Origin of the sequence: Enterobacter sp. CGMCC 5087 (assembly GCF_003144775.1) — a bacterium.
GTDB lineage: Bacteria > Pseudomonadota > Gammaproteobacteria > Enterobacterales > Enterobacteriaceae > Enterobacter > Enterobacter cloacae_M.
Genome location: NZ_QFXN01000028.1, coordinates 1 through 3,996 on the forward strand (window position 1 = coordinate 1; position 3,996 = coordinate 3,996).

A 3,996-nucleotide genomic window follows, 5' to 3' on the forward strand; every position below is an offset into this window, starting at 1 on the left:
ATACAGCCGGACCAGGACATTGCTGTAAGCCAAAGGTTATTCTGAAGCGGTTGTTATCGCTTCTGATTACACCCTTAAATCGAGCGCCTGGACAACGCATCCGCGAGAACCGGATCCTGCTGCAGCTTTTTCCATGCGGCAATCACCGCATCTGGCAATTCAACGTGCGCGATAAAATCCCGCCCGGCCGGGCCATAGCCGTTAACGTCATCATACAAACGCGGCAGCTCCCCCAGAACCAGTGAAAGATAACGGTCAACGGGCCACAGTCCGGCGTTACCCCCACTGAACTCCACGCCCTCTTTTCCGTTTTGCAGCGTTGACGTAAACCCGGGATGGCTGATCCACTGCGGCGAAACGGGCTCATCCCGGCACACGCGGGCAAGCGTCGCCATCGTGCGGCGCTGCATCGTCGGATCCTGCACCACCAGCACCCGCCCGGTCGCTCGCTGATGCTGTTTCAGCATATTCCAGCTAAAACGCGCGTTCTCACCGCAGTTGGTGGAGCGATCTTCAATCCACAGGCGCGCATCGGGGATCTGCCAGAACTCCCGCGCAATGTCGGCAAGAATGCTCGCTTCGGCCCGCCCTTCAGCCTGTAAGGTGTGATAACGCGGATGACTGCCAATAGCTGAATATAAAAACGCGGTTGAATGACCAATACCGCCGCTAATCAGGAGCGGGATTTCTCTCTGCGCGGCAATACGGCAGGCCGCCTCAATGGTCGGGATCACCGCGTTCCCTGCCAGGATCACCGCATCGACGTCCGGGGGCTGGCGGCTGTCGCTCAGGTCGTCCTGCGCCAGCCATTCACCGACAGTATTGATGGCCGCCAGGGTGGCATCCGGCAGGATGGGAAAATGGGGCTGAACCATGGTGAACTCCTCATTTATGTCTCTTCAGGGTAGCGGCTTCTTACCGATAACGCAGAGGCGGGCTCTGAAATCAGACGTTTTTTTATCGCCCAAATTGTCATTTTTCTGAAATAACCAGAAACATCCAAAAACAATCGGGTTGCACCTGCATATTATGCTTTTGGTTTTCCATCATACAAAACATCCTGTTGCACATGCTCTCTGCAAAAGCACCCAACGCTGCATATTTCACCGTGATCTGACCAGTTTCATCTCCCGTTAGCTTGCCAAATACAACATCCAACCCTAAGTTGCTTAACAATTTCACAACCTTTTTCATCATCGCAGGTTGCACCTGAAGCGCGCCAGGTGACACCTCATACATCATCAACGTGGCGGGGGTTCAGGTCATGACAGAACATGAAAGTACGACGACGGTATTACGAAAAAATAAGAAGGTGTTAATCGCCAGCCTTACCGGGAGCGCCATTGAATGGTTTGACTATTTTCTCTACGGCACGGCGGCCGCTCTGGTCTTCAATAAGATCTTTTTCCCGATGGTCGATCCGGTGATCGGGCTCATTCTTTCTTATCTCTCTTTCTCATTAACCTTTTTCATTCGCCCCATTGGCGGGGTACTTTTCGCCCATATCGGCGACCGCATCGGACGTAAAAAAACCCTCGTTCTTACCCTCTCTCTGATGGGAGGTGCAACCGTCATGATCGGCCTGCTGCCCACGTATGAAATGATTGGCCTGTGGGCGCCCGCTCTGCTGATCCTGATGCGTATCATTCAGGGGATGGGCATAGGCGGTGAATGGGGCGGCGCGCTGCTGCTGGCCTACGAATACGCGCCCGAAAAACGTAAAGGCTTCTTCGGCAGTATTCCGCAGGCGGGCGTCACCATCGGCATGCTGATGGCGACCTTTATCGTCTCGCTGATGACCCTGTTCAGCGAGGAGGACTTCCTCTCCTGGGGCTGGCGCATCCCGTTCCTGCTGAGTTCGGTTCTGGTGTTGCTCGGCCTGTGGATCCGTAAGGACATCGACGAGACGCCTGATTTCAAGAAGGTAAAACAATCGGGCCAGGTGGCGAAAGCGCCTCTGCGCGATACCCTGAAACATCACTGGCGCGAAGTGCTGATTGCCGCCGGTCTGAAGGTGGTAGAAACCGCGCCGTTCTATATCTTCTCGACGTTTGTCGTGAGCTATGCCACCACGACGCTGACGTATCAAAAATCTCAGGCGCTGGAAGCCGTGACGCTGGGAGCCCTGGTGGCCACGGTGATGATCCCGTTAATGGGGCTGCTCTCGGATAAAATTGGCCGTCAACGCATGTATGCCGCGAGCGTCTTCATCCTGGGTTTGTTTATCGTGCCGTGGTTTATGCTGCTCAATACCGCAACAACCTGGGGCATTGTGCTTGCGACGGTCATCGCCTTTGGCGTGCTGTGGGCACCGGTAACGGCGGTACTCGGCACGCTGTGCTCTGAAATTTTTAGTGCAAACGTACGCTACACCGGCATTACGCTCGGTTATCAGCTGGGTGCCGCGCTGGCCGGCGGTACCGCGCCGCTGATTGCCACCGGACTGCTGGCAAAATATGACGGCGACTGGGTTCCGGTGGCCTGGTATCTTGCCGTCACGGTGGTCATTTCCCTAATCGCGATTTTCTGCGCCAGCCGCGTCAAGCGAACGACCCTTCTGCAGGCACAGCCCGAACATCTCTGATCGTTGTCGGCCCGACTTTCGGGCCGCTCTTTTTCCTTAAACTTCCCTTCTACATTTGATTAACATGCGTAAATCATATTCACTTGAATTATCATTTGCGGCAGACGTAGAATCGCTAGCACGCTAATTATTCAATTATTTCTAAGGTAAACGACGTTATGCGCCTGCCCGAATGCGACCCTTATGCTCCTCGCGAGTGGCAGCCACATGAGAAACCCGCCCTGCTGGGTTCGCCTTCCACACCCGAGCACAGTACGCCAAAACGGATTGCCTACGGCGTCGTTGGCCTGCTGGTGTGCCTGACGGGAGCGCTGGGAAATGCGGTGGTGACCGCCAACCTGCAAAATCTGCAGGGCACCTTCGGGGCCTGGTCGACCGAAATCGCCTGGCTGCCTGCGGTCTACGTCATGACCAACATCTCTATCAACCTGCTGCTGGTCAAGTTCCGCCAGCAGTACGGTCTGCGCGCCTTCACGGAAGGTTTTCTGGTGCTGTACGTGCTGGTGACCTTTTTCCACCTGTTCGTTAACGATCTCAGCTCGGCGCTGATGGTGCGCGCCGCGCACGGGATGGTGGCCGCCGCGCTCAGCTCTCTGGGGATTTACTATCAGATCCAGGCCTGGCCTGCGAAGCACCGCCTGAAGGCGCTCACCATCGGGATTACCGGGTCGTCGCTCGCCATCCCTCTGGCCCGCCTGTTTTCCACCGAACTGCTGCAGCTGGACGAGTGGCGCGGGCTCTATTTCTTCGAGCTGGGGCTGGCGCTGATCTCCCTGGCCTGCGTAATAGCCTTAAAACTGCCGCCGGGCGACAGGCGCAAGGTCTTTGAGAAGAAAGACTTTATCACCTTCTTTTTAATGGCCCCCGGAATGGCCCTGCTCTGCGCCGTGCTCTCGTTGGGCCGTCTTGACTGGTGGTTCGAGGCGCCGTGGATCGGCTGGTCGCTGGCGCTATCGCTGGTGCTGATTGTGGCTGCCATCGTCTTTGAACATAACCGCACCAACCCGCTGCTGAACACCCGCTGGCTGTCGAGCGGCAGCATCGTCCGTCTGGGGCTGATCATGCTGCTGATCCGTATCGTGCTGGCAGAGCAAAACACCGGGGTCATCGGCTGGCTGCAGTACGTGGGGTTGCAGAACGAGCAGATGACCCACCTGGCGTGGTCCATTTTCGCCGGGATCGTCTGCGGGATTGTCACCAGCTGCCTCACGATTAAGCCGACCAAACTGGCGTGGCCAATCATCACTTCTCTGGCGCTGATGATTGTTGCCTCGCTGCTGGACAGCCAGTCCAACAACCTGACCCGGCCGGATCAGCTGATGCTAAGCCAGTTTCTGCTGGGCTTCGGCAGCGCCTTCTTCCTGGCACCCGCCATGCTGGCCGCCATTGGCGGGGGGATCGCCGACCCCCGC

General features: G+C 56.8%; 4 protein-coding genes. 2 read left to right on the plus strand and 2 right to left on the minus strand.

Annotation, left to right across the window (positions count from 1 at the left end; genetic code table 11):
- Nucleotides 1-74: 74 nt before the first annotated feature.
- Both DEO48_RS02195 and DEO48_RS02200 read right to left on the minus strand, forming a co-directional pair.
- Nucleotides 75-875 carry a YdcF family protein gene (locus DEO48_RS02195; protein WP_109844228.1) on the minus strand — a complete coding sequence of 267 codons (801 nt, stop codon included), beginning with the start codon at nucleotides 873-875 and terminating at the stop codon, nucleotides 75-77.
- A 97-nt stretch (nucleotides 876-972) separates the two neighbouring features.
- On the minus strand, nucleotides 973-1,197 hold the full coding sequence (locus DEO48_RS02200; RefSeq protein WP_109844229.1) for a hypothetical protein: 225 nt from the start codon (nucleotides 1,195-1,197) through the stop codon (nucleotides 973-975).
- 67 nt (nucleotides 1,198-1,264) lie between these two features.
- Here DEO48_RS02200 and DEO48_RS02205 point away from each other — a divergent pair, with 67 nt between their 5' ends.
- Entirely contained in the window at nucleotides 1,265-2,584 is a 1,320-nt protein-coding gene (locus DEO48_RS02205; protein WP_109844230.1) for an MFS transporter, read from the plus strand.
- 158 nt (nucleotides 2,585-2,742) lie between these two features.
- On the plus strand, nucleotides 2,743-3,996 hold a 1,254-nt coding region (locus tag DEO48_RS02210), incomplete at its 3' end, for an MFS transporter (protein WP_109844231.1).